This is a genomic window from Edaphobacter modestus, from assembly GCF_004217555.1.
Classification (GTDB): Bacteria; Acidobacteriota; Terriglobia; order Terriglobales; family Acidobacteriaceae; genus Edaphobacter; species Edaphobacter modestus.
This window is the reverse complement of record NZ_SHKW01000001.1, coordinates 4,459,037-4,485,999: the sequence shown is the minus strand read 5'-3', so window position 1 is coordinate 4,485,999 and position 26,963 is coordinate 4,459,037. Positions and strand designations below refer to the sequence as shown.

The 26,963-nt window shown below is 51.9% G+C and carries 24 protein-coding genes; 7 read left to right on the top strand and 17 right to left on the bottom strand.

Features of this window, described 5'->3' with window-relative positions; all coding sequences use genetic code 11:
- Positions 1-449 precede the first annotated feature (449 nt).
- Together BDD14_RS18975 and BDD14_RS18970 are read left to right on the top strand one after the other, a co-directional pair.
- Positions 450-1,274: an FRG domain-containing protein gene (locus tag BDD14_RS18975; protein ID WP_278045492.1), complete on the top strand. Its 825-nt coding sequence runs from the start codon at positions 450-452 to the stop codon at positions 1,272-1,274.
- Positions 1,267-2,358: a beta family protein gene (locus BDD14_RS18970; protein WP_130420225.1), complete on the top strand. Its 1,092-nt coding sequence runs from the start codon at positions 1,267-1,269 to the stop codon at positions 2,356-2,358. The genes BDD14_RS18975 and BDD14_RS18970 overlap by 8 nt, the downstream gene beginning before the upstream one ends.
- Here BDD14_RS18970 and BDD14_RS34575 read toward each other — a convergent pair.
- From BDD14_RS34575 to BDD14_RS18955, 3 genes are all read right to left on the bottom strand, one after another.
- Positions 2,312-2,854: a sce7726 family protein gene (locus BDD14_RS34575; RefSeq protein WP_423201806.1), complete on the bottom strand. Its 543-nt coding sequence runs from the start codon at positions 2,852-2,854 to the stop codon at positions 2,312-2,314. The two genes, BDD14_RS18970 and BDD14_RS34575, sit on opposite strands and share 47 nt — an antisense overlap.
- 228 nt (positions 2,855-3,082) lie before the next feature.
- The gene (locus tag BDD14_RS18960) at positions 3,083-3,799 is read right to left on the bottom strand and encodes a PHD finger domain-containing protein (RefSeq protein ID WP_130420221.1); all 717 of its coding nucleotides are present in this window, start codon (positions 3,797-3,799) and stop codon (positions 3,083-3,085) included.
- Positions 3,799-8,634: an RHS repeat domain-containing protein gene (locus tag BDD14_RS18955; RefSeq protein WP_130420219.1), complete on the bottom strand. Its 4,836-nt coding sequence runs from the start codon at positions 8,632-8,634 to the stop codon at positions 3,799-3,801. Before BDD14_RS18955 ends, BDD14_RS18960 begins: the two co-directional genes overlap by 1 nt.
- A gap of 482 nt (positions 8,635-9,116) precedes the next feature.
- Between BDD14_RS18955 and BDD14_RS18950 the strand changes: the two genes are divergently transcribed.
- Positions 9,117-9,359: an SRPBCC family protein gene (locus BDD14_RS18950; RefSeq protein ID WP_165420154.1), complete on the top strand. Its 243-nt coding sequence runs from the start codon at positions 9,117-9,119 to the stop codon at positions 9,357-9,359.
- Between the two features lie 54 nt (positions 9,360-9,413).
- Here BDD14_RS18950 and BDD14_RS31945 read toward each other — a convergent pair whose 3' ends face one another.
- The 4 genes from BDD14_RS31945 to BDD14_RS18930 all read right to left on the bottom strand — a co-directional run bounded on the left by BDD14_RS31945 (position 9,414) and on the right by BDD14_RS18930 (position 12,454).
- The gene (locus BDD14_RS31945) at positions 9,414-9,671 is read right to left on the bottom strand and encodes a hypothetical protein (protein ID WP_165420153.1); all 258 of its coding nucleotides are present in this window, start codon (positions 9,669-9,671) and stop codon (positions 9,414-9,416) included.
- Between the two features lie 432 nt (positions 9,672-10,103).
- Positions 10,104-10,352, bottom strand: a complete 249-nt coding sequence (locus BDD14_RS18940; RefSeq protein ID WP_130420215.1) for a hypothetical protein — start codon at positions 10,350-10,352, stop codon at positions 10,104-10,106.
- A gap of 62 nt (positions 10,353-10,414) precedes the next feature.
- A complete protein-coding gene (locus BDD14_RS18935) occupies positions 10,415-11,146 on the bottom strand; it encodes a hypothetical protein (RefSeq protein WP_130420212.1) in 732 nt (243 codons plus the stop codon).
- An 84-nt stretch (positions 11,147-11,230) separates the two neighbouring features.
- Positions 11,231-12,454 (bottom strand): hypothetical protein, encoded by a 1,224-nt coding sequence (locus BDD14_RS18930; RefSeq protein WP_165420152.1) that lies wholly within the window; start codon positions 12,452-12,454, stop codon positions 11,231-11,233.
- Positions 12,455-13,029: 575 nt separating this feature from the next.
- Here BDD14_RS18930 and BDD14_RS18925 point away from each other — a divergent pair.
- The 3 genes from BDD14_RS18925 to BDD14_RS18915 all read left to right on the top strand — a co-directional run bounded on the left by BDD14_RS18925 (position 13,030) and on the right by BDD14_RS18915 (position 14,492).
- The gene (locus BDD14_RS18925; protein ID WP_130420208.1) at positions 13,030-13,467 is read left to right on the top strand and encodes a hypothetical protein; all 438 of its coding nucleotides are present in this window, start codon (positions 13,030-13,032) and stop codon (positions 13,465-13,467) included.
- Complete coding sequence (locus tag BDD14_RS18920; protein WP_130420206.1) at positions 13,467-13,775, top strand: hypothetical protein; 309 nt, start codon at positions 13,467-13,469, stop codon at positions 13,773-13,775. Before BDD14_RS18925 ends, BDD14_RS18920 begins: the two co-directional genes overlap by 1 nt.
- Before the next feature lie 198 nt (positions 13,776-13,973).
- Positions 13,974-14,492 (top strand): hypothetical protein, encoded by a 519-nt coding sequence (locus tag BDD14_RS18915; protein WP_130420204.1) that lies wholly within the window; start codon positions 13,974-13,976, stop codon positions 14,490-14,492.
- A 562-nt stretch (positions 14,493-15,054) separates the two neighbouring features.
- Here the strand turns inward: BDD14_RS18915 and BDD14_RS18905 are convergent.
- The 10 genes from BDD14_RS18905 to BDD14_RS31940 form a co-directional block, all read right to left on the bottom strand.
- Positions 15,055-16,098: an ATPase domain-containing protein gene (locus tag BDD14_RS18905; protein ID WP_130420202.1), complete on the bottom strand. Its 1,044-nt coding sequence runs from the start codon at positions 16,096-16,098 to the stop codon at positions 15,055-15,057.
- Between the two features lie 139 nt (positions 16,099-16,237).
- The gene (locus BDD14_RS32485; RefSeq protein ID WP_207231777.1) at positions 16,238-16,417 is read right to left on the bottom strand and encodes a hypothetical protein; all 180 of its coding nucleotides are present in this window, start codon (positions 16,415-16,417) and stop codon (positions 16,238-16,240) included.
- Positions 16,351-16,626 (bottom strand): uracil-DNA glycosylase family protein, encoded by a 276-nt coding sequence (locus BDD14_RS34010; protein ID WP_341273314.1) that lies wholly within the window; start codon positions 16,624-16,626, stop codon positions 16,351-16,353. The genes BDD14_RS32485 and BDD14_RS34010 overlap by 67 nt, the downstream gene beginning before the upstream one ends.
- Positions 16,604-17,041, bottom strand: coding sequence for a DUF5681 domain-containing protein (locus BDD14_RS18895; protein WP_130420200.1), 438 nt, complete (start codon positions 17,039-17,041; stop codon positions 16,604-16,606). Before BDD14_RS18895 ends, BDD14_RS34010 begins: the two co-directional genes overlap by 23 nt.
- Positions 17,042-17,044: 3 nt before the next feature.
- Positions 17,045-18,364 (bottom strand): site-specific DNA-methyltransferase, encoded by a 1,320-nt coding sequence (locus tag BDD14_RS18890; RefSeq protein ID WP_130420198.1) that lies wholly within the window; start codon positions 18,362-18,364, stop codon positions 17,045-17,047.
- Positions 18,365-18,923: 559 nt separating this feature from the next.
- Entirely contained in the window at positions 18,924-20,279 is a 1,356-nt protein-coding gene (locus tag BDD14_RS18885; protein ID WP_130420196.1) for a recombinase family protein, read from the bottom strand.
- Positions 20,279-20,710 carry a DUF2924 domain-containing protein gene (locus tag BDD14_RS18880; protein ID WP_130420194.1) on the bottom strand — a complete coding sequence of 144 codons (432 nt, stop codon included), beginning with the start codon at positions 20,708-20,710 and terminating at the stop codon, positions 20,279-20,281. Before BDD14_RS18880 ends, BDD14_RS18885 begins: the two co-directional genes overlap by 1 nt.
- 844 nt (positions 20,711-21,554) lie before the next feature.
- Positions 21,555-22,394 (bottom strand): S8 family peptidase, encoded by an 840-nt coding sequence (locus BDD14_RS18875; protein ID WP_207231776.1) that lies wholly within the window; start codon positions 22,392-22,394, stop codon positions 21,555-21,557.
- A gap of 960 nt (positions 22,395-23,354) precedes the next feature.
- On the bottom strand, positions 23,355-24,302 hold the full coding sequence (locus BDD14_RS18870; protein ID WP_130420190.1) for a cyanobactin maturation protease PatG family protein: 948 nt from the start codon (positions 24,300-24,302) through the stop codon (positions 23,355-23,357).
- A gap of 357 nt (positions 24,303-24,659) precedes the next feature.
- Positions 24,660-25,070 (bottom strand): hypothetical protein, encoded by a 411-nt coding sequence (locus BDD14_RS31940; protein ID WP_165419824.1) that lies wholly within the window; start codon positions 25,068-25,070, stop codon positions 24,660-24,662.
- Between BDD14_RS31940 and BDD14_RS18865 the strand changes: the two genes are divergently transcribed.
- A complete protein-coding gene (locus BDD14_RS18865; protein WP_130420188.1) occupies positions 25,021-26,886 on the top strand; it encodes an alpha-amylase family glycosyl hydrolase in 1,866 nt (621 codons plus the stop codon). The two genes, BDD14_RS31940 and BDD14_RS18865, sit on opposite strands and share 50 nt — an antisense overlap.
- Positions 26,887-26,963: the final 77 nt, after the last annotated feature.

Sequence of the window (26,963 nt, the reverse complement as noted above, 5' to 3'; positions counted from 1 at the left end):
CGGCAATTTCGCGAAGTCGAACCTGGAAAGGCTCCTAGAGAAAATGCGTGAGGTCAGTGAGAGCTTGTCACTCTCCTTCCTTCTCCGACATCGATCTTTTTCTCCAAAAGGGTAACTTCGGTTCGAAAGACTGTTCGACCGCCAGAAATATTCTCAAGTAGCTGATTCTAAATCTAATTCCTTTACAATTCAATTGGTTAGGTGAGACCGTAGATTTCTCTACAGTCTCCACAATACCCTGTTTTCCCCCCATTTCCGTCCGCAAATCGTACCACCAGCGAAGAATCGTACCACGCACTTTCCAGAGTAGTTGCGGTTCGGTGCGGACCCTTCGGCAATCCCCTCTCATGAATTCGGCAATCCCCTCTCATGAATTAAGATGTCAACGCTTTGCCTTCCATCTACACTCAAAGTGCTGATTGGAATCCACATAAGGGGCAGAATTGGGCGTGAGTGGATGGCAACACGTTGGAGAATCGGATGGCACGAGCACATTCCAACTTGAATCTTGGTCTCGATTCTTCGATTTCCTCGAAGCGGAAATATTCAGCTACAGCGGTCCCCAAAGGAGATCATTCATTTGGCGCGGGCAGCGCAGAGCAAACTGGAGTTTGAGTACGACTCTTGATCGGTTATTAGAAGTTGTTGGTATTTCCGATGGACCTCAGGACGCACTGGAGGATGTCTCAAAGCAGCATCTCGAGAGATTCAAGTACGCTTCTCGCGGTCGACGAGGCTTATCGCCTGCGGCTCTCTCCGAGAATGAATGGTGGTCTCTGGGCCAGCATTTCGGCCTCGCTACACCTCTTCTGGACTGGACCCGAGCTCCTTTTGCCGCCCTTTACTTTGCGTTCGAGGACGCTTCTGTAGGGAATGTACCCAGGGCGATCTATGCGCTTAATGAAAATGCCGTGTTCGCAAAAGAACTGGAAATCCAGAATGGTCCGAGCATTGAGAAGGGAAGAGTGCCAATAGTTGAAATCGTCGATCCAATGTCCGATGAGAATCAACGTCTGGTAAGTCAGGGCGGCTGCTTCACTAGAGCACCCATCGGAACCCCGATTGAGCAGTGGGTTCAACGAGCATTTGAGGGATCGAGCGATCCAATACTTATTCGCATTGAGATCCCGGACACTGATCGTCTCGGTTGTCTTCAGGCATTAAACCGCATGAACATCAACCATCTTTCTTTATTCCCAGATTTGAGCGGTGCTTCGCGCTCGACGAACCTGAGGTTGGAATTTGAACACTGTACTGTGAGGAAGAATGCCTGAACCTATCTACGTACCAATCTTGAAGGGAAAGGAGGGCGAGTATGCCGCATTGGAGGCCCTTGCCACAGAGATAAAGGATCAGATCCTTCCACTAATCGAGATCCCGTCGATCCCGTGGGATTTCGCCAGTGAATGCCCAGCAAAGAGCCTTGACGATCACATCTCTGGCATTCCGGATAAATTGAAGCGTGCCTGCGGTACTACGCCTTTTTATCTCGATCTTCCATGGTTCGATGGAGATGAAACGCTTGCCAATGGCATGACGGCTTTAGAAGCCATCCTAACTAAAGGGCGCGAACTCGGTCTCGAGGCCATACCAGTTATCTATAGGGCCAGCTCCGAGGCTTATCTATCAGCCGCTAAAGCCCACTCGTCTGAAACCGGAAGTGGCATCTGTGTCCGACTGCTCGTTGAAGACTTCGATGAAGACGTTCCTATCGAAAAGGAAGTCGACCGACTGTTAACCGCAGCGTCTCCCGAGGGAGACGACGTCGATTTGATCGTCGACCTCGAAGATCTTGGCGTCAACACGGGAACTAAGGCTCTTGTAGCCAGATCAATATTTACGATGATCCCTCGCGAAGTGTCCTGGCGCAGAATGACTTTGGCTGCCGCGTCATTTCCAGAAGATCTGAGCGATGTGAGTGCGGCAACCATCGTTAAGCTCCCTCGCCACGAGTGGGATCTTTGGAAAACTCTTCAAAAACGACCAGGAGCGCTGCCTCGACCAGACCTAATTTTCGGTGACTATGCAATGGCACACCCTGTGGCCAAGACAAATATAGATCCTCGCACCATGAGGATGAGCGCAAATATACGCTACACCGCGGTTGACGACTGGCTCGTGATCAAAGGACGCAACGTCAGAAAGTATGGGTTCGATCAGTACTTTGAGCTCTGCCGTCTTCTCGTGAGCCGTCCAGAGTATAGCGGTCGCAACTTCAGTTGGGGAGACAGTTACATCGCCGCCTGTGCGGAGGCGACCCTAGGCCCCGGGAATGCGACGACCTGGAGGAAAGTGGGTGTAAACCATCACATCACGCTTGTGACGACTGGCCTCGCCAGCTTGAGGGCCTCTGTTTAAGACTGGTCCGGACAAGATCGCCGAGCTCTTCAACGCTAAAACTGGCGCATAAGCGATCCCAGATGTGTTGACGACTCTTACTCGCCACTCCGCGGGCCAATTTGTGTTCAAGAAGAATCTGGAGCGCTTCTTCTCTCCATAGCAGTTGAACAAGAGCTTCGGGAGCGAGGCTGGGATTGCGCTTCGCCTTTCGCGATTCTTTCAAACGGACCTCTTGTCCGATTTGGATAGCGCTCCAGATACCCCACCAAGGTGGCACTGTATTTTCTATTCCGGGAATATGAGAGGACGCCGCAACGATTGTGACGAATTCCAGAGTTTTGCTATAGATCTCCGCTTGAGATTTGAGTCGAACAAGCGTGTCGAGTTCACTCTTAATTTCGTACCCATGAATGGTTCCGTTTACGACAGCTAGATCGACTCGTGCTATCCCCTGACACAGCCCTAACTCTTCGACTACGAGAGTGTCGGTCTTATCGGGATGAAGCCTATCCATCTCGGTAAGAAGGGCTTGACGAACATCAATGTCTCTCATCTTCCCTCCTTCTCGACAGCGTGCCTCCACTTGCTGAACCACACACTACTATTCTAATCTCGCAGTTCAATTTACACCCCTTCAAGGCAATTCGATGAAAGCAGCGTACTTTTCCTCCGGGCGGCATACGGGCCAGAGGCCACAGACGCAGCAAGGCCGTCCCCGAAGAGACGGCCTTGATTGATCATTTCAACGAATCACAATTCTTGCATTCATAAGCTTGTTGGGTGACAGAGTCTCACCGGCCCCAGGTTGCAGCTTGCACTCTATGCTTTGCTGCTCGACATGGCAGTTTTGCACTGAGTAGTGTTTCTTACAGGCATCGCATTCGGTGCTATCGGCATTTGCCGACCATAGTTCAACCTCATTAGGCGCAGCCCTCTTGATAACAATTCGTCCCTGATTGGCCATGGGGAAGGCTTGAACATCGACCGTTGTTGTGGAGTATCGGACCACGACGAAGCCTTCAGACGCACCACTTGATCCTGCTTCGAAGGCTAAAAAAAACAGCCCTTGGTCGGATGATGTACACAGTGAAGCAACCTCGACTAGCCGGAGAACCGATCCATATTTGATCAACCTCTCGACCGGGTAACTCTTCTGTTCCTGACCGCGCTGGACGATGATAGTGGAGTTGTAGCTGTCCAGGTCTTTTCCAGAGCGAGGATACTCGACGATCTTTACGGTCGCGCCCTCACTGAGGGTAAGACTTTCTTGGACGATTGCCTGTCCAGGGATGATGCTCCCATCTGCGGCCATGCGCGGGTTTTTGGGTGCAAGAGTTCTATGGATTTCCTTGCACGCAAAAGCAGGAGAAGATATTGGAGTTTGAGCAAATGCAAGCTGCTGGGTCGCTAACAGCATTGGCGCAAAAGCAAGCAGTCCTTTGATCCCAAGTATTCTCATTATTGAAGTCCCGCAGGGATAGGGGCCGACGGCATCGACGGGGACCAAATTCCCGATGTTTGCCTCATCCCATTGTAAATGTTCATGAAGTTTCTAACGTTCGTAGCCCGCTGACCTGGATCAGGAACACCGTTATATCTGCTGTAGGTGCTCGCCGGATCGTAGTCGGAACGTTTCCCTAAGTTTTGCAATACGCTCAAAGCCCCTTGTATGTTGTGATCCCTGTCTCCGTTCGAACAGGTACCTGAGCTACAGGAGAGTTGCAATGGGTTGACCGGCGCTGCGATCCCCAAAGTGCTCTCTTTCGCGGTAATTGCTGTTAGTAGCTGAGTTGGATTTGCTCCTAAGGCCATTGAAGCGCCCGCTTGCTGTACACCGGCAATGGTTGAACCGATCGTGGATAGCTGGGAGTTGCTGAAGGCCTGACCACGGACATTCGTTGCGGTTCCCGATGCAGTGGTAGAAACGACTGCTCCTGAGACAGAATTGGAGACAGTCGTTAGATTGGTGGTGACATTTACAGTCGAAGTGAGATTCCCCTTGCCATCATAAAAGCTCACATTCTGACTGATCGTTGTCACCGTGACATTGCAGGTAGAGTTGTCGTTGCCTCCACAGGTCGCCGCGTGCCCATCCGAATCCGCATAACGAAGCGGATTGTTCAGCGCGTAGGAGTACAGATTTAGACTTTGAGGATTGTCGAGCTTTGCGTAGGGAACAGGCTCCGCCTGCGCTGCCCAGTCTGGGCTCATGAATCGTTCCATATTGGAGCTGTAGTATCTGGCTCCAAAGTAGTCATTCCCTGATTCGGTATCCCGTTCTTTGCCGGTAAATTTATAGTGGTTTGAATTTGTTTCGGAGCTTTGTTCTTGTCCAAAGGGTAGAAACCGCCCTGATTCCACGAGAGCGCCACTACCGTTCGTCAAAGCAACAGTTGAACCAAGCCGGTCGACGTGATAGTAAGTCGTGCTAGCTTGACCATTCAAAGGGGCCGTTGAGGTGTCAGATCGTGCGATTCTCTCTCCATTAGCGAAGATGTAATCACTCCAACTACCGCCGCTGTTCCGCTCTGCAATCGGCTGACCGTTAAAGTTGATGTACTCCGTTGAGCTTCCGTCCGCACCAGTCTTGCTGATTCGGTTGTCATTGGCATCGTAAAAATAGTTTTCAAAAGGAGTAGTGGTTCCGAACATCGTGACCTGAGTGATCCGATTAGCGGCATCAAAACCATACTTCCGGAAGGCTCCATTTTGATCGGTATCACAGAGCTGATTGCCTCCTGCGTCATACGGCGCGAATGCGCTCGCGCAAGGCAGGTTACTGATACGGTTGGTAGTCGGATCGAACGAGTATATGGCCGAGCCATTCGCCATCATGCTCATATTGCCGAAGGAATCGATCGCATATTGCTGAGAGTACGTTGAGGATGAGGCACTTATAATCCGGTTCAGTGCATCGTAGCTGAATGACTGGTTATTGGCCGGATTTAGTACGTCCTTGATTTGCAGGGTATTTCCATTGTTGCCATTTGTGAGTTGGTCACAGGACGGGAAGCCTGACGCGAGAGGTTGGGTGGCGACACCAAAACAATAGACTAGCGAGGAATATACGGTATTTGAAGGAAGATATACGAGATCAAACGTGTCAATCTGTTGGCGATTGTTCATGTGATATCCAGTCGCCGTATTGTTCCCATAGAATATGGCCTGGGCTGCATCATTCGGCCAATAGCTTGCCGAAGAAATATATGGATATCCTACATGTTGACCATTCCAATTATCATAGGTGACCGTTTGCAGATGACCTGCGCTGTCCCAGCTCTGTGTATCGTTACGTCCATCTGGATAGGTCAGCGATGTCATATTGCCAGCCAAATTATAAGAAGCACTCACCACGTCAGCTGCTCCCGTCTGATTGCTAGGCCGGAGATACCACTGCTGAGCAATTCTTCCCATCGGATCATAGCTGTATGAAGTCATGCTTTGGCAAGAGTTAGGTAATAGAGTGCAACTCCAACTAAGGCGACCCACTCCATTTGTTGGAGTGGTGTGAGTCGATCCAATAAGGATGCTTTTCGCGTCATAGCCATAAAGAATAGGTAAAGTTACACCATCGTTATAGCTCCTTTGCGTCAAACGGTTTAGAGCATCGTAGGTATAGCTAGTCGTTATGCCACGCGCGTCCGTCTTGCTGATCAAATTACCGTCGGCATCGTAGCTGTTGTAGTTGATTGTTCCAGTCTCAGGATTCGTGGCGGACCGAAGGCGTGACAGCGAGTCATAACTAAACCTATGAGAACGCCCTGTGTCACCGGATGCACCGATCTGTGTCGCGCTAGTAAGGTTCCCCGCAGCGTCATAAACGTAACTGGTGGAGGCACCGTTAGGTTCAGTGACATTACCGAGACGCCCCAGTGCGTCGTAATTGCGCGACCAAGTATGGCCTGCCTCATCGGTTAAATTTGTCTGGCTGCCGCTATAAGCCCATCTTTGAACTGAACCGTCTGGCTGTGTCTGAATAGTGATTCGATTAAGCGCATCGTAAGCATATGTTGTAGTCCCATCGGTCGATGAAGAGGCAATATGCGGATTAGATAGCGTCTGAAGATTGCCAAGACCATCATAGGTTTTATCGATCACAGCGCCGTTTGGGTTAGTCTGCTGAATCACTCGACGAAGACCATCAAATGTTGTGCTACTTTTCAGCAGGCCATCGCCCTTTGTATTTTCATCCTGTGCCACATTGATTTGCCTCAGACTAGGATACTGATATGTTATCCAGTTTTCCGAAGACGCGCCCACCGCATTTCTTACTTGAGAGATGCGTCCTAAAGGATCATTGTAAAAATAGTTGGATACCACTCCGTTTTCGTCCGTTGTTGAAATAACGGCTCCAGTATTACGATCGAATCCATAACCTACGGTATGGTTAACTCCATTTGTCGTTGGATGTTGTATCCCGCTGAGGAATAGACCGGTACTATCATAGCTATATGTTGTAGGATTTCCATTTGGATCTACAGATTGAGTAGGCATACCAAAACCGTTGTAGACCGTCGAAATTTTGGTCTGCTCTGAGCCGCTTCCTCGCAAAATGGAGGTCTGGTTTCCGAATATACCTTGCGGGCTTCCATTGTTGTCGTCATAGCTAAATGTTGAAGTGGCTACGGTTTTTCCTGTCGCCGCATCGATGGTTTGACTATTTTGCATTAGATCAATCAAATTACTCGACAAATAGTCACGATTTCCTGAGATCTCCCAGTAATATTGGTTATTTGTAGTTGCCAAGAGATTTCCGGGAGCGCAATGTCCATAATCTGTAACTTGCTGCGATTTCTTAACTCCGTAGCTGAACGAGTGCATTAGTGGTGAAGGGGATACTGACGCAACTACCGCACTTTGGTCATACCAAGTCCCGCTCATATCATAACTGTTGGTGATGGTGCTCATTTCGCCGTTAGGCCACATTGTAGTGATCGTTTTTGGGAGCTCTCCGCCACTGCCGCCTACAAAGAGCGGAGAACCACTGCTATCGCTGGCGCCCACGTAGGTTGTAAATTTTGCGCTGATTAGATTCGGGGCGCTAGGAAGCTGACTACAGCTTCCAGAATATGAGGGAACTGAATAAGAGCCCGTAAAAACATCGGTCTCATATTCATTGTTGCCACACGACCCAAAAGAACTTCCAAGGGGAGCGAATATATGCAACGTATCATTCAATTGGGGGTCAGTTACTAACGTGGCGTGGCGAGATATACCTTGAGGGCTGTAGTTATATTTCCATACTTTACTTGACTGTCCATCATTAATGGTTCTCTGAGAAACAGCTCTATTCATAGGTGTGCTATTAGCGCAACCATCCGGTATGGTAATCCATTCGTAGGCTATACTGCCGCCGGTCGGCAAACCAACTCCACTAAGATCTCCCCAGCTGTTATAGCTGAATGTCCATTTATCGCCTGAGGGTAAAGTAATTGTGTCTAATAACGAGAAAGTAATATTTTCTTCTTTAATACCAGAAATATTGAAGGCGGAGATGATCTGGTGGGGGGAATAGCAAAAAACTACAGGGGAAATTCCACCTTGCGGTCCAGGAAAGTTAACGGTGGTACATCCGGGAGATGGTGGCTGTGAGGGAAGGGCCGCATAGGGCGGGGCTGGAATTGACCGACCTATCGAATCTATCCATCCAGATACTCTAGTGTTATTTTGAATTATGGGAGTTATCTTATTTCCCAGGGGATCATTTTGAGCCACCCCGAATTGATTGAAATCTTCATCAGCTACCAAATCAGTGTTGACTATCCCATCCCGATCGATAACTTGCGAAAATTTGAACTGTAATGCCGTTCCGTCGATGGTCTCACCATCAAAAACGTTTGTTGGGGTGCTCCAACCGACTGAATGGGTAGCGCCGCTAGAATCATAGATAAGATTCGTGTTTTGCGCATTACCGTCGGGTGCAGTGAGAGTTGCGAGGCCTACAGAATATGCTCCTCCTCGAGCAATTTCAATGCCTTCACCACTAAATACCCATTCCTGCCCCAGAAGCCCGCCGCTATTAGTGAATGTGGTGTCCCAGCTTTTTCCGTTATAGCGAATGTTGAGTGTAAAGTCTGGAAGGCTACCTCTTTGCTTGTAAGATATAAGCGGAATATTGAGAATTAGATTCCCATTTGCAAGCCCTACGGAGTCTATCGACGTCACGTCGAAGGAGGCACCGGGAATGAAACCCTGCTCCAATTGTTGCGGCGTTTGAGAGTGGATGTTGGCTAGAGAGCCAAAACAAAGGAGGGCAATGCAGGTAACCTTAAGCAGAAATACAATAGTTTTCATTAAAATCTAACCCGTGTTAAAAAACGATTATTGTCAATAAATGTAGTAGGTGTTTTCGGTTATGTATCGCCCTATGTTCTTTCATGCTGCAAGGGGATGTTGTCGTAATCTTATCTTCCTTCTATTAATTTTGAACTAATCGACTGCGCTCACATGTAGGTGAGTCTCAACTGAAAAGTTAGACGCGCGGTGCCTCGGGCACCCAGTCTCACAGCCGACCTAGGTCCTCTCGGATAACCTGAAAAAGCAATGGGCCACAAGTCCCAGATAGAACCATGGTTGGCACATGACCAACGGTCTGCTTGCCGGTTTCACAAGTCACTGGCTTCGTCGTGTATCGAGTCATGAAAACCGCAGCGAGAAGACCCACAAACGCTACACGGTTGTCCGCAGCGTCCCGAGCCTTTGGAGCGGAAAGCGAGAACAAATCCTGCTTGATTACAAGGGGGGCTGGAAATCCACAACAATCCGGCCGAAGGGGAATGTTTTTTGTTGACTTCCCTTCTTATAGAACGTTTCAGACCCTGCCCGGCGGAACCGAGATGAAGGATACCGTCGATTACGCTCTGCCCTTCGGCCTCTTCGGCGCAATCGCTCACTGGCTCTTCGTCCGCCGCACCCTCGAGCGGATCTTCGACTATCGCGCTGCTGCGATCCAACGCACTTCGCAGGGGGCGATACTGGGTCTGTCGTCTCAACGAGTTCTGCGAGCTGAAGACGTGTGAAAGAAGAGAAGAGGTCACCGCGTCGAGGCTAAGGTCGCATTGGCCTGTCCTTCTTCATTTTTCTGAAGCCACGCGGCGTCGCGCCGCCTCAAAAGAAGAGTTGTCCTGCTCCCAATGAATCATCGCCTGAAGCCATCTCAATACGCCATTCTTCTCACTGTCATGTTGAGCGCATCTGTAGGCGATACACTGCTCTCGGACGGTACGGTTTCGGCTGCCGAGATATTCGAAGCGTGCGCCGTAGTACATCATGCCGTCGCCGTGGCGTACACGGTACACGGTCACCTTCACAGAGCATTCAGGGTTCGTCATATCAAGTCCTCACAGTACGTCTACGGTGCTTACTCATTATCAGCTCACCGATGGCGTGGAGTTTCGCGTGAGCTAGCCTCTGCAATTCCTTCGTCGATGCTTCATCTACCCGCACACAGCCATCTTTTGTGCAGAGCACCATCTCGAAACCGCCAACGATGGCGCTGTTCCGCTTCCCTCCGGCTATCACCATGCAAGCCGCTAAGCGTTTCAGTTGTTCAACGGGGAGTTGCTTGTAGTGACTCATTCCCCAAAAGACTGCCGGATTCTGAGTATCGCCTGACGGTACACAGCCGATGATTCGCTGGCAGTCATTGTGCTGTGAATCGCCCACCCTGGCATATGTGTAGAGAAAAATGCACGGCAATGGGTCTGCAAAAACCACAATGCACTGAACGTTCCTGCCTTGTGCGGTCGCAGCGCCAAGCTCTTCTATTTCGCGCTCGCATCCTGGATAGTCACCGGCGTCATCTTGGCAAAGATAGCTTCGGAAACGTGACTTCCGCTTTGAAGGTCATGAGCGCAACTGACCGCGATGCGACCACTCTTGCTTATGTGTATCTTCTGCCCTTCATAGCTCATCCACGGGGCATCCGCGTCCGGAATCGGCTTCGCGTTGATTCTCGCGTCACCAGCTAGGATTATTCCATCCTGTCCCAGCATTCCAATCTGTAAGGTCATCGGCGGTTCTCCGCTTTCAAGGCTAGCCGATCCCGTTAGTAACAAACACCGAATACTTCAACTCAGCCACCGGACAGGTTCTTAAGTTCAATCCGCGTACCAGATTTAAGGAAGCGCTGTGCCAGCTCTTCCATAACCAAATCTTGTTGCCAAGGGAACCGCAATCCGATCGCCACATCTATCGCCTTCGCACTGTCTCGATGCCAGCCCAGTCCAAACCACTCGTCGTATCTTTCCGAATATTTCTTCAGCATGGCAAAGCTCGCAGCCTGCTCATAGATTGCTTCCACGGCATTTTCCCCGATAGCGGTGATGAAGGAAAACCCTCTGGACTGCTCTGGAGAGCCCATTGAGACAGAGTGACCCTTCCCGTCGTTACGTGTAGCCGTTTTGGATTTTTCGACCATTTCGACAACCTTCGCGCGGCTTGAACCACTCATGTCCAACAGCGCAATGGCGCAATCGGTTCGGTACATGTTGGTAAGGGATTCGATGGCGGAAAGCATGTCGTTGAATCCAACGGGGGTCGGTGAGGTCGGGGGCTCTACCGCTTCCCTCAGGTCGTATGTACGGTGCACGTATTCGTCGATTTCGTCGGAGTACCCATTCAAATAGACTTCAGTCATCTTTTCGAAATCGGCAACCTGAAAATACATCCCCTGGGAGAGATAAAACCCCAACAGGTCCAATTCATCGGCATGAATGCCGAATGACGTCTTCTCCAGTGCGAGGCGTCGATTGATGTAGTGGAGGAATGTGGCGGGCGTGCGCAACAGTTGAGTCAGAATGTCCAAATCACCAAGAGCGACGGAGAAGGGGTATTCCTTCTCCGGAAACAGTCCCAGCGCCTCTTCAATGTTTTCAAACCGTGAAGAAAATTACAGCAGGGGCATCATTGTGACATTTATCAGATAAATGTCGGTAATCATTTCGCCATCGATCTTCAATGTTAGGCCGCCTACGCTCAACGCAGGTCTATCTGTGCTGCGGATATAGGTTCTGGCGCGCACGGCCTGGTCAAACGCGTTTCTAATAGCGGCTTGCATATCGGACCTTAGCTTGCTGAAGTCTGCGCCTACTCGGGCGTCCCGCGTCAGCCCTTTGGCCTTGCACTGAAAGATCAAAATCTTCCCGTCATGCAGGACAGCGACATCTGAGAACTCTTCTCCGTTTGGATAATTTGGATTCCCAAGAACCATTTGGTTCGGAAAGATTCTCATCATGTACTGCCGAACTTTGCGCTCTACGAAATCTCCCCTCGACTTCTCGAATGTAGGACGGTACGTCTTATCCGCCATCAGATCGAAGTAGAACGTATGAAACAAGACGGATGCGATCATCGGATTGGTAAAGAACCAATAGAAGCCTCCGTCTTCGAGGAAAGGCCTCTCGTCAATGGTGTTGTAATCCCACGGTGCCTTTGCCGAATCGGTAAACGTATCGGGGAAGGCAGGATTGTGATAACCGAATGGTTGGCTCATGCGCCGCAAAAACGCTTCGCAAACATTTTTCTCGCGTCCGGATATATCGATAAGCTCGTCTAAGGAAAATCGGAGGAGAGCTTCCGCCGCCCCATAATGAAGATGAATGGCGACTCTGGTTTCCAGTTCCTTGCGGCTGATTTGCCGAGCCTCCGCTTCTTCCAGGTATTCCTCCGCCTTGATGGGAGCGGTTTTTCGCGCATCGTCCGCAGATGCATTTACTCGTCTGTTCAACTCTTCATCGACCGAGTGAATTATGCCGATGGCGTCCGCAATCGTGAACCCGAGATGAGTGGTGAACCATGTGTCATGTTGACCGTATAGTTCTTGCGCATATGTAAAGAATTGATGCGGGTAGGCATCGCCACGGACCCACAGAGAGTAGATTTGGGCCGATCGTAAGAGATCGTCAGAGGACTTTCGTTCCTGGGTTTCCGGTTGAGCGGACAAGAAATGCCCCATGAAGGAGTCGAAGTAGCGCTTCACCAACGATTCAAACTCTTCTATGCGCGAACCGTCGAACGTCTGCAGAGGTTTTTGCGGTCTTTGGAGACTAACGAGATAGCCCGCGGTAAACTCAATGAACCGAGCCCATCGCCGCTCGTCGCTGGCTTCACCCAAAAAATCTTTCTGGGCGAAGAGACACGTTAGTGTCAACTGACTTAGCAGCTCTATTAGATCAAATTGAGAAACGAAGCTTCTGAACGCGGAATACGCTTCTTCGGGAGTCGGAAGCCCAATGTCTGGAAGATCGGTAGAAGCAGCCATTCCTGAATCTCCACGTTTAAGCTGCTATTCGCATGCGCCTAGCCTCTCGCATCATGATTCTACGGCCAAATCTATTTGGCTCTCCGAATTCCATTATATGGAAGTTTGGCAGCGCTCGTCTTTCTCATCTTTCGAGATACACCACTCGGGGTACCACCTCCGTTTGGATTGCATCTGGAGATGGTGACCTACTCGCGCAGCGCTCTTTCCTGGATCCCCTAGAGAACCGCCTGCAAGCTGTTGAGACTGTCGTGCGGGAGATGCTGGTATCGGGGACTTCTCCTTTACAGTCCGCCGTCGTTGAAAGATTCGGCGGGATCGAACACCTGTAGTACACCGATGCTGAGAAGAAGCTGGTCGAATCGACCTTTGAGAACCCGCATTGGTACCACGACACAAACGCGCACTATCCCTTGATCATTACGGCGATGAACAAGATCGAGAGCGGTCAGCTCGACGGTCCATACAACCAGCCCGACGAGAACTATGTAGCCACTCAGAGGGTGTCAAAACGATCGACTTGTCCGCTGTATTTGGCGATCAAGACCGAGGTTCTGGCAATCGGCGCAGGGATTGATGAGGGCGTAGAGAAAGACTTCTATATCTCCGATCTGTGGCAGATTCTCATGAAGATCTATAGCCACTCGAAATACGATTCATCCTTCGCAAGGGGTGCGGGCGGAGTATTCGCGCCTCATACGCCGTACACATACTTGTTGAATGAGATTGCCTCGGACTTCGAAGACCTGACGGAAAAGGCGGTTCGAATGTCGGTTGGGAGAAATCAGGGGACACTTGAGGACTCGAGTCCAAGCCTGACGGCACAACCTTGGTCAGGATGTGGTGCTTTTCGATCTGGGAGTTGATGAGCGAGCTTGGACGAATTGAGGACGCGCATCTAGATCAGATTGTCGAGCGCTACTTCAGGTTCATGTTCGCACTAGGCTGGCAGACGACGGAGATTCTGTATGCGGTGGGACAGTCCGTGCCGACTCTGAATGCCTGGAGAGACCTGATGTTCAAGGAGTTCGAAGACTGCACAAAGAGCCCTAAACAAGAGCACTTCACGGTACTTCATCGGGTCTTTGGAAGTCTGGATTGGGGAAAGCCATTCATCTCCGAAGGCTACGACTGGTTGGAGACCAAGTTGCACTCTAACTTCTTCCCAAAATGAGGCGTCTGGGCCAACTCTGGATGGAATAAGTGCGCCTTCAAAGTCAATTTGTGAACGCATTTATTGGGCGGGCCGAATCGTCTACCTGGCGACGTTATAGGCATCGAACCAATTTGCCGGGGAGGAACTCTCTCAACTTGAGACAAGCCCTATTAGGACGTGAGATGCTTATTCCCATACTCTTACAAGGCAAACGAAATGAGCGGATTGTGGTGTTGGCTTGGCAATAACTCCTCCCAGCTACAGGCACTCGGCAGCATAGGCGCAGTTTTCGTGGCGGTAGCGCTCGGTTTCGTCGCGATTCGGCAGGCTCGTGCGGCAGATGCACAGGCTAATGCTGCACGAGCACAAGTAGACGCAGCAAATCGCCAAACGGAATCAAGTATTATCGTCGCCGACAAACAAACGTCGCCACACATTTCGATTACAGCTGCTAGTAACCGCGAGGGTGTCCTCCTAAAGGACACATTTACAATCCTCAACAATGGACAAGGAAGGGCAAGAAGTCTCCAATTACGCTATCGTGATCAATCGGTTGGGTTCGAGCTTCCCCTAGGCAATAGCGTGCTTGTCGTGCGGGACAGTCTGTCTGTTCGCTTTGACGGCGGTCGGGGTGCACTGTCAGGATTCAGGCTCACCTACTCCACGGATTTTGGTGCCGAGTACGCACTCGAATTTCAGTGGAACGGCATCATCTCGCGAATTGTTAATGAGTAACTAATCGTTGTTTCCGGACCACTTCTTGGCAACGCGAACAATCGGAGAGACGACAGGAACTCTCCGTAGCAACATTGAGCGCCGTTCCGCACTCCTGGAAGAGACAACTTTGTCGTTGACGCTTCCTCAGTCAGGCGCCGAAATTATGCTCATACCACGTTCGAGATACTAATGAACGGCGGATGTGGCTTCAATGCAATATCTCAAACTAATCTGATTTTGGCCAAGCGCCATTATGGCTATCGGTGAAGTTACGAAGAAACTCTCAATGGAAGTCATGTGAGGTAACTTCTAACGCGAAATTGGAGAGGGCAACAATGCGCGTCGCCTTTATGTGAATTACCTTGTCCTGATTCTGGAGCAGCCCCTCAACCAGGAGGAACTTGCTGCGTGTGACCACCAAGCGGTCTCGGTCATAAAGATCAGGTGTGACGATCACGTTGGCAAGGTGCGCCCTCCATGACTACGCATGGCTTGTCTCGCAGTTCTAATCTCAACCGCAGCAATGCCTGCGCAGGAAATTCCTTCGCATAGAGACAGGCGTACAGTTCGGCAATTTTGCTCATCTCGGACCCGCCCATGTGGTTCGACTCTTCCAGGTCGTTGTGGTCGCACGTTGCGGCGGTTTCCGTATCGGGATGACGTTTGTAGGAGCCTGCGCGAAGCGACGGCGTACAACTTCAATCTCATGCTCGATGCCGGTGAATACTGTGGCTTCATCACGGCGTGCATTCCCAGGCTGTAACCGCAACAACAGCTCGACACTGCTTTTCGCGCAAGAGTGTTGCGTGAGAAGCAGAATACTGGCCTGTGTCTGCTCGGCCGCAGCTCGATATCGGGACCATGTCGCCAAGGGCACCCGCGATGCGTGCTCAGGTGCGATGCTGCCTATGTCAAAAATGATCGCGCTGAATCCGCCTCCCTGGAGAAGCAGATCGGTTGTACGGAGTGCCTGCTCAATCCGTGCCCAAGGCTTGTTGGGAAAAGCTGTTGTTCTGCGGCGCTCCACTGCGATCTTTTGTGTGCTCGGCTCGAAGCTCTCTTTTTCCGGTCGCTCTTTTCGCTTCGGCTCGGCACAGCGCGGAGCAAATACTTCCGGTTTCAACAGGCCGCTCACAGCATCAGAAAGTCCTTTGACCTCGTTGCGCGGATGCGACCCGAACCCTCCCCCATGCAGTCCCTTCTTGGTTGGTGGTGGAACCATGTATTTCGCTGGAAGAGAGAACGTTCGTTGCGCTGGTGGTCTTGCCTGGGGCATAGTTTGTAGTCCGCAGCGCACCCAGAGAAGCCGGGACAAATCCACGCCCACTGCTGCCGCCGACTCTGGATCGAGAGTGTCAGATACATCGATCCAGGCGCACACCTTTTCTGCTCGCGTCATTTGAGCGAGAAAGGAGAGCGCAAAAGAAGTTTTCCCGGAGCATTCAGGACCGACGATCTCGGTAATGGCTCCCAGCGGGAGGCCTCCTTCCAGCAGGTCATCGATAGTCTGAATTCCAGTGGCTGCAACCGGTCGTATGGTTCGCGGCGCAGGCGTGAGCGCCGAAGGTATCCGGTTTGCGAGGTCGGCATCGATCTGGCGGCGAAGTATGGCAGCGGAGGACATATAACTATATTCGCCTTATGTTCGCCATGCAGGTGAAGGCTGTCAATCAGGCTCTGCCTCAATCGCAGTGCAACAATCGACTTTTTCATTGAAAATAGGAGGCTTATTTATTCAAAAAAAATCTATGCACTGTCGGAGGTTATCCAGGAAAATTTTGCTGTCCGGCTCCCGTCTTCGTCTGCCCTGACGCGAAGAATGGCAGACGGATGCAGGGGGCGATGATCAGAGGAAAGCCGTTAGCCTGTTGGACCTTTACATGCAACTGCGTGATCTGAAGCCCGCGCCAAGCAACGATTGAGCTGCCGTCGCTCCGAGGCATACAATCAGTTCCGGTTGGACGGCTTCCAGTTCTGCTTCCAGCCATGGCGTCTCCGTTCTCAAAGAAAGGAAACGCACATCAAACTTAAATTGCTGAGGCCGACGCCGCAATCGAGTGAAACCCTGCTTGCATCGGCAGCCCAGGAGCGAGCCGTTGCAGAACAGCAGCCCGATATCATTCCCTACTTTATTGCGTGTCTCTTTTAGCATTCCGCTTCTGTCTCTCTATTTCCTCCCATAGAAACCTCTCCAATTCTTCCTCGGGAATCTTCCTGACGTCGTCGTACTCTTCCAGGCTTTTGAATTGCTGTGTTGCCGACAGAGCAGCCCTCTCGAGTGCTGGTTGCCAAATAGTAAGAAACATCCGTAAGGCAGAGATGTTTCCGGTCAATGCCTTATTTGTCAGTTGTTTCGCTATGCCTTGGAGCTTCGAGATACGTATTCGTTGTCCATTGTCGTTGATAGTGATGAGTGCTTTGGACTCTCTCAGCAATTCAGTATCGAAGTCCGGAACCTTCTTGGGGCGGCCTTTGGGGTTCCCAGAGATACCCCTTTGGAACTGAGTGGCCTTAGGAGGTTTCCCGTAACCGACTTCGTAGTGACCTGGCGTATCCTCGTTGCTCATAATTTATTGGCTCCCTCGCGCTTCTCTGCTGTCGAATAATTCCCCGGTCTCCACATGCACGGCGTCAAGTTTTGTCTGCCGTTGCCACCGACGAATGATGATATCTACGTACAGTGGATCAAGCTCTAGGCCATAGCATCGGCGCCCTGCACGCTCGGCCGCGATAACTGCAGTGCCCGAGCCTAGAAATGGATCGAGGACAACATCTCCTCTTGCCGTGCAGTCCTTGATAGCATCTTCGATCAATGCAACAGGTTTTGGCGTGGGGTGAAGAGCAAGGAGGTTCCCTTCAGAATCTGAGCGAGAGAAGGCATTCGCTCCTGGGTAATTCCAGACGTTAGTTCGATATCGCCCGAACTTGCCCAGCTGAATGTTATTCCGATGCGATCCGGTTCCGTTCTTGAAAAGAAAGACCAACTCGTGAGCGCTCCGATAGAAGCTGCCCATGCCGCCGTTACTCTTTGCCCAGACGCATAGGTTCAGAAGCTCCGTATAAACTTGCCTTCCAGCAGACAGAATCTCCGTCATGTGCCGCCAGTCCATGAAGTAGTAAGCAAGAGAACCGGCAACGCTATGATCTCGGGCTGCGAGCATTGCCTTGCGAAGGAACTCGGTAAACTCGGTCGAACTCATCTCTCCTGATGCCATCGCAAACTCGCGATGATGGACCGAGCCGTTGCCGGTGGCGTGGCCGTCGATGACGACGTTGTATGGAGGATCGGCGATCACAAGATCAGCTTTTGCCCCCTCCATAAGTCGCTCGTAGCTGGCAGTGCTCAGTGAGTCGCCACAAAATACACGGTGCTTGCCTAGCTGCCATAGATCGCCGGAGACGGTGACCGCCGTTTCCGAGACCTCTGGCAAACGATCATCGGGATCGGCCTCGGGCACCGTGTTGAGGCCATCGATGAGGAGGTCGATCTCAGGAACCTCGAAGCCAATCGTCTCCAGATCGAAGTCAAGTTCTAGTTCGGAGAGGATTTTGAGTTGCTCGCCGAGCATCCGCTCATCCCACGAGGAGTTCTCGGTCAAGCGGTTGTCGGCGATCAGGAAGGCCATGCGTTGTGACTCGGTAAGATGACTCAGCCGAATAGCCGGCACAGTGGCCCACCCTAGCTTGCGCGCAGCCAGGAGACGCCCGTGGCCCGCGATGACCCTCTGCTCGTCATCGATCAGGAGCGGAACGTTGAACCCAAACGACTCGATGCTCTGAGCGATCTGGCGAACCTGTTTGTCGCTATGGACTCGAGGGTTTCGTGGATCGGGTTTCAGGGATGTCGTATGGAGGTAAGTAATCTCCAACTGTGTTGTCGACGATTGCATTCTTCGCTCTCCTTGCTAAGAAGCAACGTAGCATAGCGCACTTTCTGAACCCTCCTTTTCGGCGCCCACTTACCTTTTGCTTTTGGCGCCCAGCTACTGAATGCGGATAACTCGATTCCGAGGATTGACGCTAAAACACCGATGAATATTGGACAAATCTCAGATGCAAGTAAATGTAAGGTCTTATTCATTTCAAACAAATCCTGGCGCCGAGTCCGGGAGCCTCGCTTAAAAGAAGGAGGTGAGAATCTGATTGAAGAAGTTGCTGTAAGGACCTCTACGAGCCTCTAAGCGCCTAAAAGTGAAGTCGGCTATCCGGCAAAATTCTGCTTCTCCCAGGACAGCGGTAGATTGCGGGTCAACTTGTCGAAGGTGAGATCGACTGGTTGACGGCCCTCCAGGATCTGTTCAGTCCGTGCTGGTGACAAAGCAGCGCACCGAAGCATCCGCCGCGCATGGATTTTGCTTACTCCGGCTGATTTCGCAAGATCTTCCATCGTGACGAGCTTTCCGCTAACGATCTGATCAGCCCAATGGCGTGACCAAGCCACAGCTTTCGTCAGAGACGGAATAACTTGCGCTTGATTGTAAGCGGTACCGAGAGACGAATACCCTCAGGGACCGCGCCTGTATCAGACTTTTGTCCCAACAAATCGCATTGGACCAAATCACCTCTGATCTCGACATGAACTTCCGTCTCGCGGACAGTCACGCGAGATACGATCTTACGAATCAGTTTGGCGGTTTCCTCACCGGTAATTTCGGACAATAGCTCCGCCCGATGCTGTCCCGCAGCTACGAGTAATCTCGTCTCTTTGACCGACAGTGACTTGAATTGCGCCGCTAGATCAACTTGATTTGAGAGTAAGTCCCGAATGCGTCCGACAACTAGTTGCTCGAATCCAATAGCGGGCAAGCGTTGAACCGTTGCACTGGACTTGTTCGCCGCCTTCAAAGTGTAGTAAGCATAACGACGGCTGCGTTTCGATGAGTGCGTGGGAGTAAACCGATTCCCTTGCTCATCGAATAGGATGCCGAGTAGAAGGCGTCCAGACGCAATATTGTGAGAGGTCCTTCGTCTTACGCGGTTGGAAGCAAGAAGTTCGGCCGCCTGCTCCCACGTCTTTGAATCAATAACGGCCTCATGCCGACCTTCATAGAGCGTATCCCCATGCCGGGTTTTGCCGATATAAGCCGGGTTGCTGAGCAGATGATAGAGAGTGCCTCTCGATAGCACCGCGCCGCCTATATTACGACCGGCGGTGGTCGTTCTACGCTTACTGCGGTATCCATTGTCTTTCAGATAGTCGTGAAGATCGAATACGGATCCTAGTCGGATGTATTGCTTGAAGATGTGACGTACCTGTTCTGCTTCTACCTCGTTTACGTGAAGTTGACGGTCTTTATGGTCGTAGCCCAGCGGCACGATGCCACCCATCCACATTCCCTTCTTCTTTGAGGCAGCCACCTTGTCACGTATGCGCTCTCCTGTCACTTCCCTTTCAAACTGGGCAAACGAAAGAAGGACATTAAGTGTAAGCCGTCCCATGGAGGTCGTTGTATTGAACTGCTGGGTGACGGAGACGAAGCTGACGCCTTTGCCGTCGAACGTCTCTACGATCTTGGCGAAGTCTGCTAGGGAGCGGGTCAGGCGATCTACTTTATAGACCACAACGGTATCGATTTTGCCTGTTGCTATATCTTCCAGTAGCTTCTTGAGCCCGGGTCGCTCCATGTTCCCGCCCGAGAATCCGCCGTCATCGTACTTGGCAGACAGAGCATGCCAGCCTTCGTGTTTTTGGCTCAAGATGTAGGCTTCGCACGCCTCCCTCTGAGCGTGCAGTGAATTGAAAGACTGATCGAGACCCTCTTCGGAGGACTTCCGAGTATAGATGGCGCAGCGACTAGCCTTCATCAAGACTTCTTCCCTTTGGTTCCAAAGAAGGCGGGCCCAGACCAATGCGTTCCAGTGATTCGACAAGCTATCGGAGACAGGCTCTTGAATGCCTGGCCCTCATACTCGAATCCCTCATCCGTGATCATGACTTCGTGGACCTTACCTTTCCACTCCCGCACGATGCGGGTGCCTGCTCTTAGCTTTCGTGGGGCGGCGTGTCCCTTAAGCGGAAGCGAACTGATGGCTTGTTTGAGGCTCGTCTGGGCTTCTTCCTTTAGACCGCCATGCGAAATCTCCTGAAGCCGGAACGCCAGGATCGGCAACATTAGTTCGCGGCGAAGACGTGGCGATGGTGGGCGACTGAAGCTCTTTTGCCATAGCTCTTTCAACTGAGCCTTACCAAGTGAGGGCAATTTTTCGAGTAACTGATCTGGCGACTCAGTGAACATACAGATACAGTGACGCTCCGCTCGGGCAAGGAGTCAAGTCAAAATGTCCCGATGTCCCAAGCGAACGAACTGCCTTTATTCCCGCTCGCAGCACGGAAGGAGATATGAGTCCGGGCAAATACTTATGGGGTTAACAATTTCACTTTATGCGGTCACAATTTCAACTTATTGTGCAAACCACAACCATGTGAGTAGCACCATAAGCTGAGTTCCGCGTTACAGCATTTTCAGGGGCTTGTCAGCTCAGACACACCATAAGTTGACACTTCGAGCATCCAAAAGGCGATCTCGTCCTCCAGCAAGCACCCATAAAGTGACTTTTCCTTCGGAGACGCCCAATGTAAGCAAAAGTGTCAGTCGATGTGAATAGGTCCGATTTGGCATCAACTGACTTGACGAGAGGGGGTGTACTGTCACACCAACCCGGCGTTCTTACCGCAAACCCCGTTTGAACTAAGCCGCTGGCGTGGCGGATGCTATGCGTGCGATACTCTGGACATTATGGGCTGCCGGAAGGGTGTCAATCGACTTTCGCCTCTTTTTACTAACTCGCTATCCATCAATCTGTTGCAGGCGAAAGTCAATTGAATTCCCATAGCCCGATCGCATCCGCCGCAAACGCCAGCGGCTCCCTTCAAACGGCTCTATCCTAACTGCCCGACTAGCTATTCGTGCGACCGCGCGGATCTGTGTCTGGGCAGTCACGATAGAGTCCTAACGTTTCGCAGTCCTTTCGATAACACTGGCGACTAGGCAGGAACCAGCTTGTGAGAACACTGTTCACGGCGGTCGGACAGACCAGCGAATCTTTCGTGGGATTTTGGCCCGGATTTACCGGGCTCATTTACCCCTTTCCAATTGCTGTCAACAGAATTTGGTACGCTGCTTCCGCATTAAGCAACGGCGGAACTACCGAGGCGCGCCGCCGTGTGGATCCCTGTGTAATGGCGAGCTTGATTTGGGCGGCGGTCGCAGAGGGAAATTCCGACCACAGCAGCGCAACCGTACCTGTCACAAATGGCACGGAAACGCTGGTACCCCCGAGCGTGAGAGTTTGTCCTTCAGCCCCGAGGCTGGTAATACCATCGCCGGGTGCGCTTAAGCCCCACCTGCCGATCGAACTTCCCAGATTTGACTCGTTCATCGGTCTACCTGCAAGGTTACAAGCCATGACGGAGATGACCCACTGATGGCGTGTGATGGCGGAGCTGCCGAGGGTGCCCTGATTGCCCGCCGCTGCGACCACGATCGCACCTCGCTTAAGGGCATGGTTGAGTGCCTCTTGCAGTGCCTGGTCCCCCTTGACAGAAGGTTTTGCCAAGGCAAGGCTCAGGTTGATCACCCGTGCGCCTGCGTCAACACATTCGATGATCGCCGCTGCAAGCTCTTGGGGTGTAGCGCTCGGCATCTGTTCGCGCCCGGAGGTTGCTTCCGCGAAAATAGGGCGGATCAGGAGCGTACAGGCTGGGCAAATCGAGGGCGCAGGGGAACTCCGCTTTGCAGATAAGATTCCGGCAACGAAGGTTCCGTGCAAACATGCCGCACTGTTGGCCTGAGTACAGGTACCGCTGTTGTTTCCTGTAATCTCGCGGAGATGTTCACTCGCCAGATCGGGATGTCCACTAACGACAGGCCCATCAATGAGCCCAATCTTAACGTCAAGCCTACCGCTTGTACGTTCCATCAACGGTGTGAGCTTGACTAACTCCAAAGGAACCATAAGGTTTTGTCATGATTGCTCTGCCCATCCTAAATACCTGGGCGAGTTTCTCTGAAGCGCAAACGCCGCCCAGTGGGTAGTGCCAATGAAGATGCCGCGATTCCCGGGGACGCATGAAGACGCTAGCAATGTGTATAGCCCGTGTCGCGCTTAGCAAAACGGAAAATTCTATTTTGCGATTCAGCAGCGTTGCATATTATTTGCGCAGCTTCTGATCCTTAACTCGGATAACAATCAATCACGCGGGCCACTTTTCGGCAAGGTCATATTCATTCACAACGATGGGTGACAGAGTTCCAAAAACCTAATGTTCGGAAGCAGTATGGACCCTGGTTCGGAAAATCGATACACTGCCACCTCAAGCAAGGGATCGGGCGAGGCGTATACACGGGGCCGAAGAAAGGAAATGACGTATCCAAGTTAGCGTAATCAGAGAAGGGGCCAGCCGGTTGGACAAGCCCACAGTGGACAGTCGCTTCAGGAGTGGCTTGGTAGCGAGTGCTAACGTTGTAAAGCGACGCCTCAGCAGCAAAGCCTGGGGGGGTGTTCATTCCAGGTCTCCTTTCAGCTTTTTTGGCTTAGTGGTCGTAGTATGGTGACATCTCGGTAACGGCAACACCATCCAGTTAGGATCCTTCAACACTCTGCAAGGCAGGCTGCCAACTCCGGCCCACTAAATCTGCGGCGGCATTCAAAACGGCATTTATGTTCAGGCCCAGGCTTAGGAACAGGAAATCTAGGCAGATCACACCAAAACTGTCCATCTATCAAATAGCAACCCTGCGGGACTATTTCTACAGCAGATGCATACAGAGCATCAGATGCACGCGCGTAAGCCTGCCCGTTGCTTCCATACAGTGACTGTTCTGCCGTAAATCCTGGCATGCTAATAGCTTTCATTCAAGATCTCCCTTCACTTAGGTCTTAACGGTCGTAGTACGGTGACAACTTGGTCACCAGAAACGGAAACTCCTCGGTCATGTCGCAACGTACAGAGAACTTCTCCGTGAAATCAGTATTGCGATTGGTGTAGGAGAAGATGACGTCGACGATGTTGCGCGTGCCGCTCAGAGGCGAGAGACGCACTTCCACTCCGGTCAGCGAAGACGCCTGCCCAAACTCTTCGGCGGCCTTGGCATAAATGGCCGGATAACGCATCGCAAGATAATTCAAGGCGCGATGCTCATCGGTCGCGCCGGCATTGTCCGTCATTTGAATGATCCTGTTGAACAGTTCCTCGGCCGCGGGGGCGAACTGCGCGGCCGTCGTCTTCTCCGGCCTGGGGATGGCCTTGACGAGCGCGTCGCGATCGAAGGAATAGATTTGGTCGAATGCGACAATGGGAACCATGAGCCCATTGCACATTTCCGGCGAGGCGATCGGTCCCCGCAGGCCGATGACGACATCGATGTCATTGGGGGTGGGGGCAGGGCGGATGGCTTCCACCAGCAGATCGACGTCCGCGGGATCGCGCGCCGTCAACAGGTAGGTGTCCATCCCCTGGATGGTCAGTACCCAGCAGAGTTGGCGCACCAGGTAGCGGTTCTCGCGCTTGGACAATACGGCGTGGAAGGTTTGTTGGTCGGTTTTCCCGGCGGTCTCTGTCCGTCCCGTTGCCTGGGCAAACTCCTTTTCCGCGGAGAGGTTCGGGAAGCGAGCTTCGACCCGGCCGATGGCATAGACATAAGAAACCGTGCTTGTACCATTGGAAGGCGAACTGGCAGCGCATCCACAACCACATGTTCCGCCTCCCGACTGTGGAGCGATTGACGCAGTCGTTCGGGCCTCGGGCAAGGGCGCAGTGGACCTCAGGTCATTTGCCTTAGTCGATTGCTCCATCGGCCGTTCTATCGTTTCATTTTGTTCGTTCATATCCTCCCCTTCGCTAGTACGCGAGATTGTACGATTTAAGCACCGTAGGAAACGAAGGTCGACTGAGCAGTTGCGCAGCAGCGGAGAGCATCTTCATCGGACATAAAACTCCATTTTTGTGTTCCTGCAACTAACAATTGATTCGCCGGTATCTCGGCGAACAATAACCATGGAGGGGGCCGGACAAGCCTGGCCGATTCGGAAAACCAAACCGGAACGAACGTTAGACCGAATGAGTCGCCTAGTCAATGGAATTCTGCATCTGCCCAGATTTTCGCGCCAGCCAAAGAGAGTTCTAAGCGCGATGGCGTGGAATCGGCAGCCAAGGCAGGAGTCGTCGCAAGGCGTCTGAAATCTCTACTCGTCCAGCGTCGCCATCTGTGATGGTTCGACAATAGTTCCCGGGTTACGGTCTATTCGGAAGTTGTCCGTCACGAATGGATCACTTCCTGTTTGCCGACCAACCGCCCGGAGTCGGCACATTCGTTGCGGACCAAAACTTTGCAGAACCGCGTTTCTGGAGACAGATCCTGCCGTTCCGAAGTTACCGGAAGGTAATGCACCCTTTAGTTGCTTGTGGACAGCAGCACCGGGTTTTTCATGAAATGGGGTTTCGCGCCAAACGGAGCCGATCAGCACGGAATGCAATGCAGTGAGCGCGCAAAAATCAGGATGCTCGTGCACGGATGGAAGTTTTTGAAGTATCTTTATAGCCACTATGGCCGAGAAATCTCTCAGCAACTTGAATCTCGGTGGGATGGTGGCCAATCAGGATTTCTTTCCTTCACCAACCCATTGGGAAGACGAAGTAGTCTACTTTCTTATGTTGGACCGCTTCTCCAACGCGAAGGAGAGCGGCTTCCGCGATAACAATGGTAACCCGGTCAGCGCGGGCACAACACCTCCCTTTGTTCCCGGCGATAACGGGAATGCGATCCGGACGCCCTCCGACGCTGCAGCCTGGCGGGACGCTGGAACTAACTTCGTCGGAGGAAACCTCGCCGGGGTGGAATCCAAGTTAGGCTATTTGAAACGCCTCGGAGTGACAGTGCTGTGGATCAGCCCTGTGTTTAAGCAGGTCAATGCAGACAACAGCTACCATGGGTATGGTATTCAGCACTTCCTCGATGTGGATCCCCACTTCGGCACTCGAGATGACCTTCGACGGTTGGTGAACACCGCGCATTCGATGGGGATGCGCATCATTCTCGATATCATCTTGAATCATTCCGGCGATGTGTTCCGTTACGAACAGGACAATCCTTCCTGGAACGGGCAGCAGTTCCGCGTTCGTGGATTTCGCGATTCCGCAGGCAATCCTACGCTTCCATTTGCGCCGATCGACCTCGGCATCCATCCCGAGGCCTTCCCCGACGCTGGCATTTGGCCGTCGGAGCTCCAGACGGCGGACACGTTTACCCGCGAGGGACATATTAAGAATTTTGATTTCTTTCCCGAATTTGCGGACGGGGACTTCTTCGGGCTGAAGGACTTGCATCATGGCGAACGAAAACTCTTGAACGGCGTGGACCAGATTGACGACTATTCGGTATCACCAACATTAGGCCACTTATGCGAGGTCTATAAGTTTTGGATTGCCTTTGCTGACCTGGATGGCTTTCGTCTCGATACGGTAAAGCACATGGATCCAGGGGCGGCGCGCTTTTTCTCATCGGCAATCCACGAATTTGCGGAGGCCATTGGCAAAGAGAACTTTTATGTCATCGGGGAAATCACTGGCGGCCGTGAATTCGCATTCGATCGGTTGGAGGTTACAGGTCTGGATGCCGCGCTCGGCATCTCCGACGAGCGCGCGAAAATGATCGGTTTGGTGAAAGGCGAGACTAATCCAACCGAATATTTTGATCTTTTTAGAAATTCGCTGCTGCTACGAAAGGATTCCCACGTCTGGTTTCGTGACAAAGTTGTTACTTCCGTAGACGACCACGACCACGTGGATCAGGGTGAGCAAAAGCATCGTTTTTGCGCCGGCGGCTTCGGGAAGCTTGTCTTGGCAGTAATGGCACTGAATGCCACTACCCTTGGTATCCCATGCATCTACTATGGAACCGAGCAGCTGTTCGATGGTGAAGGCGGTGGAAACGCGTCGGACCGCTATATCCGTGAGTCGATGTTCGGCGGCAGGTTCGGCGCTTTCCGTTCCCACGACCGCCACTTCTTTATAGATGACCAACCTGTGTATCAGGAACTAAGCAAGATCCACAAGCTGCGTCGAGAGCGCTTACCATTGCGACGCGGACGGCAATTCCTGCGACAGATTTCGGGAGACGGTCAGCACTTCGGATTTCCCGAACGAATCGGCGCGGGCAGGATGCGCTCCATCGTATCGTGGTCGCGCATTTTTGATGAGAACGAGTTGCTCTGTGCAATCAACACAGACCCCGACAACGAAACAAGTGCGTTCGTAACGATCGACAACGATCTTCACGCGCCTGGCAGTGTTTTGACTTGCGTTTATTCAACCAAGGCGCCAGAAATCGGCCAGAAGTTAACCGTAGAATCGATGAACGGGAAGGCCATATTTCTAACCGTCCCTCCTGCGGGGTTCGTTGTGTACGGCTGAACTTCGCGCCGGGCGAATATGATCGAGTAACGAATTGATTGATGATGATAACCGCCTTCCCGTCCAACAATCCGGAT

Excerpts from the sequence above, each read along its gene's own strand:
- BDD14_RS32485 (WP_207231777.1), bottom strand. The coding sequence starts at position 16,417 with ATGCCTCGGAGCGACGGCAGCTCAATCGTTGCTTGGCGCGGGCTTCAG.
- BDD14_RS18875 (WP_207231776.1), bottom strand. The coding sequence starts at position 22,394 with ATGGAACGTACAAGCGGTAGGCTTGACGTTAAGATTGGGCTCATTGAT.
- BDD14_RS18880 (WP_130420194.1), bottom strand. The coding sequence starts at position 20,710 with ATGTTCACTGAGTCGCCAGATCAGTTACTCGAAAAATTGCCCTCACTT.
- BDD14_RS18865 (WP_130420188.1), top strand. The coding sequence starts at position 25,021 with ATGGCCGAGAAATCTCTCAGCAACTTGAATCTCGGTGGGATGGTGGCC.
- BDD14_RS18950 (WP_165420154.1), top strand. The coding sequence starts at position 9,117 with ATGTTTTTTGTTGACTTCCCTTCTTATAGAACGTTTCAGACCCTGCCC.
- BDD14_RS18895 (WP_130420200.1), bottom strand. The coding sequence starts at position 17,041 with ATGAGCAACGAGGATACGCCAGGTCACTACGAAGTCGGTTACGGGAAA.
- BDD14_RS18870 (WP_130420190.1), bottom strand. The coding sequence starts at position 24,302 with ATGAACGAACAAAATGAAACGATAGAACGGCCGATGGAGCAATCGACT.
- BDD14_RS18940 (WP_130420215.1), bottom strand. The coding sequence starts at position 10,352 with ATGACCTTACAGATTGGAATGCTGGGACAGGATGGAATAATCCTAGCT.
- BDD14_RS18915 (WP_130420204.1), top strand. The coding sequence starts at position 13,974 with ATGAGCGGATTGTGGTGTTGGCTTGGCAATAACTCCTCCCAGCTACAG.
- BDD14_RS34575 (WP_423201806.1), bottom strand. The coding sequence starts at position 2,854 with ATGGATAGGCTTCATCCCGATAAGACCGACACTCTCGTAGTCGAAGAG.
- BDD14_RS18885 (WP_130420196.1), bottom strand. The coding sequence starts at position 20,279 with ATGAAGGCTAGTCGCTGCGCCATCTATACTCGGAAGTCCTCCGAAGAG.
- BDD14_RS34010 (WP_341273314.1), bottom strand. The coding sequence starts at position 16,626 with ATGCTAAAAGAGACACGCAATAAAGTAGGGAATGATATCGGGCTGCTG.
- BDD14_RS18960 (WP_130420221.1), bottom strand. The coding sequence starts at position 3,799 with ATGAGAATACTTGGGATCAAAGGACTGCTTGCTTTTGCGCCAATGCTG.
- BDD14_RS18955 (WP_130420219.1), bottom strand. The coding sequence starts at position 8,634 with ATGAAAACTATTGTATTTCTGCTTAAGGTTACCTGCATTGCCCTCCTT.
- BDD14_RS18970 (WP_130420225.1), top strand. The coding sequence starts at position 1,267 with ATGCCTGAACCTATCTACGTACCAATCTTGAAGGGAAAGGAGGGCGAG.
- BDD14_RS18890 (WP_130420198.1), bottom strand. The coding sequence starts at position 18,364 with ATGCAATCGTCGACAACACAGTTGGAGATTACTTACCTCCATACGACA.
- BDD14_RS31945 (WP_165420153.1), bottom strand. The coding sequence starts at position 9,671 with ATGACGAACCCTGAATGCTCTGTGAAGGTGACCGTGTACCGTGTACGC.
- BDD14_RS18905 (WP_130420202.1), bottom strand. The coding sequence starts at position 16,098 with ATGTCCTCCGCTGCCATACTTCGCCGCCAGATCGATGCCGACCTCGCA.
- BDD14_RS18925 (WP_130420208.1), top strand. The coding sequence starts at position 13,030 with ATGAACAAGATCGAGAGCGGTCAGCTCGACGGTCCATACAACCAGCCC.
- BDD14_RS18920 (WP_130420206.1), top strand. The coding sequence starts at position 13,467 with ATGAGCGAGCTTGGACGAATTGAGGACGCGCATCTAGATCAGATTGTC.